At 48.8% G+C, this 3,778-nt stretch carries 3 tRNA genes and 2 rRNA genes; all 5 read right to left on the bottom strand.

Features of this window, described 5'->3' with window-relative positions:
* Nucleotides 1–169 precede the first annotated feature (169 nt).
* The 5 genes from AB0I81_RS63730 to AB0I81_RS63750 all read right to left on the bottom strand — a co-directional run bounded on the left by AB0I81_RS63730 (nucleotide 170) and on the right by AB0I81_RS63750 (nucleotide 3,658).
* A tRNA-Asp gene (locus tag AB0I81_RS63730) sits at nucleotides 170–242 on the bottom strand.
* Nucleotides 243–271: 29 nt separating this feature from the next.
* Nucleotides 272–344: transfer RNA gene (locus AB0I81_RS63735), tRNA-Val, on the bottom strand.
* 3 nt (nucleotides 345–347) lie between these two features.
* Nucleotides 348–463 (bottom strand): 5S ribosomal RNA (rrf, locus tag AB0I81_RS63740).
* A gap of 83 nt (nucleotides 464–546) precedes the next feature.
* Nucleotides 547–3,447, bottom strand: a 23S ribosomal RNA gene (locus AB0I81_RS63745).
* Between the two features lie 138 nt (nucleotides 3,448–3,585).
* Nucleotides 3,586–3,658, bottom strand: a tRNA-Ala gene (locus AB0I81_RS63750).
* Between the last annotated feature and the right edge of the window lie 120 nt (nucleotides 3,659–3,778).

Raw genomic sequence — 3,778 nt, forward strand, 5'->3', positions numbered from 1 at the left:
TCTGGTCGACGACCACGTCCTGGCCGCCGGCCCGGTAGGCCGCCTGCTTGGCGCTGGCCGTGTGCGCGGGCCATCGCGTGCCCCCGTGCTGGGCTCGAACCAGCGACCCTTTGATTAAAAGTCAAATGCTCTACCAACTGAGCTAACGAGTCATTAGTATTTCTACTAACGGTTCTGACGGGAATCGAACCCGCGATCTTCGCCGTGACAGGGCGACGTGATAACCGCTACACTACAGAACCTTTATTCACTTAATGGCTGAAACAACCAATGGGAGTTAACGGGATCGAACCGCTGACCCTCTGCTTGTAAGGCAGATGCTCTCCCAGCTGAGCTAAACTCCCAAAACTTGGCCACTCGCCTATCTCCCAGGGGGCAACCCCCAAGTACTTCCGCCGTAGATGGACTTAACTTCTGTGTTCGACATGGGAACAGGTGTATCTCCATCGCAATGATGACCAAATCATTAAATGTTACCTTGAACATTCAAAACTAAATAACAATTCTTCTAACTTTTAAACCATAAGCATATTATATTTGACTCTTTTGGTAAAGTCCTCGAGCGATTAGTACTGGTCCGCTCCAAGTCTCGCAACTCTTCCACTTCCAGCCTATCTACCAGATCATCTCTCTGGGCTCTTAATTCTTACGAATGGGTAATCTCATCTTGAGGTGGGCTTCGCACTTAGATGCTTTCAGCGCTTATCCCTTCCCTACATAGCTATCCAGCCGTGCTCCTGGCGGAACAACTGGTACACCAGCGGTAAGTCCATCCCGGTCCTCTCGTACTAAGGACAGATCCTCTCAAATTACCTACGCCCGCGACGGATAGGGACCGAACTGTCTCACGACGTTCTGAACCCAGCTCGCGTGCCGCTTTAATGGGCGAACAGCCCAACCCTTGGGACCGACTACAGCCCCAGGATGCGACGAGCCGACATCGAGGTGCCAAACCTCCCCGTCGATGTGAACTCTTGGGGGAGATAAGCCTGTTATCCCCAGGGTAGCTTTTATCCGTTGAGCGATGGCCCTTCCATGCGGTACCACCGGATCACTAAGTCCTAGTTTCCTACCTGCTCGAGTTGTAGCTCTCGCAGTCAAGCTGGCTTTTACCTTTACACTCTACGATTGATTTCCAACCAATCTGAGCCAACCTTTGAGCGCCTCCGTTACTCTTTAGGAGGCGACCGCCCCAGTCAAACTGTCCGTCAGACACTGTCTCCCTGGCCGATTATGCCAGCGGGTTAGAGTAACCATAAGTCAAGGGTAGTATCCCAACAACGCCTCAATAGAAACTAGCGTCCCTATTTCAATGGCTCCTACCTATCCTGTACATGACTTACAGGTACTCAATATCAAACTACAGTAAAGCTCCATGGGGTCTTTCCGTCCTGTCGCGGGTAACCTGCATCTTCACAGGTACTAAAATTTCACCGAGTCTCTCGTTGAGACAGTGCCCAAATCATTACGCCTTTCGTGCGGGTCGGAACTTACCCGACAAGGAATTTCGCTACCTTAGGACCGTTATAGTTACGGCCGCCGTTTACTGGGGCTTCAATTCATACCTTCGACTTACGTCTAAGCACTCCTCTTAACCTTCCAGCACCGGGCAGGCGTCACCCCCTATACATCACCTTGCGGTTTAGCAGAGAGCTGTGTTTTTGATAAACAGTTGCTTGGGCCTATTCACTGCGGCTGGCTTTTACACCAGCACCCCTTCTCCCGAAGTTACGGGGCTATTTTGCCGAGTTCCTTAACGAGAGTTCTCTCGATCACCTGAGGCTACTCGCCTCGACTACCTGTGTCGGTTTGCGGTACGGGTAGATATGACTTTACGCTAGAAGCTTTTCTTGGCAGTGTGACATCAGAGAGTTCGCAACCGTAGTTGCTTCCCCATCACAGCTCAATGTTAAAGAGAAATGCATTTGACACATCTCACACCTCACTGCTTAGACCAGAATCCATTAACTGGCATCTCTTAGCCTACTGCGTCCCTCCATCACGATCATATCTAGTACTGGAATATCAACCAGTTGTCCATCGACTACGCCTTTCGGCCTCGCCTTAGGTCCCGACTAACCCAGGGCGGACGAGCCTTCCCCTGGAAACCTTAGTCTTACGGTGGATAAGATTCTCACTTATCTTGCGCTACTCATACCGGCATTCTCACTTCTTAACGCTCCAGCACTCCTCACGGTATACCTTCATCGCGGTTAAGAACGCTCTCCTACCATTGATAAAATATCAATCCAAAGCTTCGGTAATATGTTTAGCCCCGGTACATTTTCGGCGCAGGGTCACTCGACTAGTGAGCTATTACGCACTCTTTGAATGATAGCTGCTTCTGAGCTAACATCCTAGTTGTCTGTGCAACCCCACATCCTTTTCCACTTAACATATATTTTGGGACCTTAGCTGTTGGTCTGGGCTGTTTCCCTTTCGACTACGGATCTTAGCACTCGCAGTCTGACTGCCGAACATGTGTATTAGCATTCGGAGTTTATCTGAGATTGGTAATCCTAGACGGACCCCTCACCCAAACAGTGCTCTACCTCCAATACACTTACATTTCGACGCTAGCCCTAAAGCTATTTCGGAGAGAACCAGCTATCTCCCAGTTCGTTTGGAATTTCTCCGCTATCCACAAGTCATCCAAACACTTTTCAACGTGTCCTGGTTCGGGCCTCCAGTGCGTCTTACCACACCTTCACCCTGCTCATGGATAGGTCACTAGGTTTCGGGTCTACATCATGATACTAAGTCGCCCTATTCAGACTCGGTTTCCCTACGGCTCCGTCTCTTCAACTTAACCTCGCATCATAACGTAACTCGCCGGTTCATTCTACAAAAGGCACGCTCTCACCCATTAACGGGCTCGAACTTCTTGTAGGCACACGGTTTCAGGTGCTATTTCACTCCCCTCTCGGGGTTCTTTTCACCTTTCCCTCACGGTACTGGTTCACTATCGGTCACTAAGGAGTATTTAGGGTTGGGAGATGGTCCTCCCGGATTCAAACTGGATTTCGCGTGTCCAGCCCTACTCAGGATACTGCTAGGTATAAGCGCTATTTCGTCTACGGGATTATTACCCTCTTTGATTAACCTTCCCAGGTTATTCGACTATAATGCTTAAGTCCACGTTGCAGTCCTACAACCCCAAGAAGCAAGCTTCTTGGTTTGCCCTTCTTCGCGTTCGCTCGCCGCTACTTACGAAATCGTTTTTACTTTCTCTTCCTGCAGGTACTTAGATGTTTCAGTTCTCTGCGTTACCTTTACATGAGCTATGTATTCACTCATGAATAACTGCTAGTAGCAGCTGGGTTTCCCCATTCGGAGACCTAGGGATCAATGCGTACTTACTGCTCCCCCTAGAATATCGTCGTTAGTCACGTCCTTCATCGGCTCTTAGTGCCAAGGCATCCACCGTGCGCCCTTATTAACTTTGCCATGATGATTTATAATCATCGTTTTTCAAGTATAAGTTTGTAAATTCTTTAAAATTCACAGCTTTTGGTTTATTTATCGTTATTAGATATTGTTATTTAGTTTTCAATGTTCAAGTGATTTTAACGTCTTGTCTGACAATGGAGCCTAGCGGGATCGAACCGCTGACCTCCTGCGTGCAAAGCAGGCGCTCTCCCAGCTGAGCTAAGGCCCCACAATCAAGAATTTGATTCTTGCTTAGGTTTATCACTAAACCCCTCAAAACTGAATAAAGTTGAATGCTCACGTCTTTGTATATATTCCTTAGAAAGGAGGTGATCCAGCCGCACCTTCC

The sequence above is a fragment of the Nonomuraea sp. NPDC050404 genome (assembly GCF_040655495.1).
Taxonomy (GTDB): domain Bacteria; phylum Actinomycetota; class Actinomycetes; order Streptosporangiales; family Streptosporangiaceae; genus Nonomuraea.